We start from the raw sequence: 710 nt of genomic DNA on the forward strand, positions 1-710 counted from the left end.
GCCGCATGATAGGCTTGTCCTTCAAGACCTCCAAAAGGGTCGCCAATCATGCTTAAAAGGTGGTCAACACCTTCTTGCACATCTTCTACAATCTGATCCGCAATCTCTAAGTTATGCTTTAAAGCAGAGCTTAAGAGCTGTCCGTCATTTTTATTGTATTTTAATCCCATGTTAAAGCATTCCTTTCTCTCTGAAGTTTGCCTAATTTATCTTGGTTTGCAACCTGCTCTTTACGATAACCTGCAGTAAGTTGTTCTTTCATACTTTCGGTTACACGTCCAATTTCTTTTTTTATTTCATGAAGCGCAAAATCTTGGCTATTGGCCAAAGCGCCTTTTTCTTGGAGGCGTGCAAAATAAGCTTCTTCTTGACGGAAAAGAGTATTCATTTGGTCTTGGAAATGCTCAACGGATTGCTTGAGGCTACGCTCTTCCGCTCGTATCTCCTCTTCTACTTGTTCTTGAAGCATGATTTCTCGGTTTAAACGGAAACGTTCTTCCGCATGTTTATCTTTTGCCATTAGAACCCCCAACTCTGACTGTCTGCTTGGTCATCATGTTCAATCTTTTGCGCTAAGCCCTTAATCTTATTGGCTTGTGCTTCTACAGTGCCGACAAACTCTCCAACTGAAGCAAGCATTTGGTTGGTTAAGTTTTGCCCTGCTTTCATGCAAGGCATTTCACTTCCTGCAAACTCAACCTTTTCATTTT

General features: G+C 41.4%; 2 protein-coding genes. Both read right to left on the reverse strand.

The annotated features are described in order from the left end of the window. Positions 1-160 precede the first annotated feature (160 nt). A complete protein-coding gene (locus LACDD01_RS04145) occupies positions 161-520 on the reverse strand; it encodes a hypothetical protein (protein WP_061413314.1) in 360 nt (119 codons plus the stop codon). Next, the coding region (locus LACDD01_RS04150) for a hypothetical protein (protein WP_231863378.1) at positions 520-710 on the reverse strand (191 nt) is incomplete at its 5' end. The genes LACDD01_RS04150 and LACDD01_RS04145, both read right to left, overlap by 1 nt.

This window comes from Lactococcus sp. DD01 (genome assembly GCF_001578715.1).
In the GTDB taxonomy this organism is placed as follows: domain Bacteria; phylum Bacillota; class Bacilli; order Lactobacillales; family Streptococcaceae; genus Lactococcus; species Lactococcus petauri.

Bases quoted from the DNA above. Each gene is read 5' to 3' on its own strand.
- LACDD01_RS04145 (WP_061413314.1), bottom strand. From the start codon at position 520: ATGGCAAAAGATAAACATGCGGAAGAACGTTTCCGTTTAAACCGAGAA.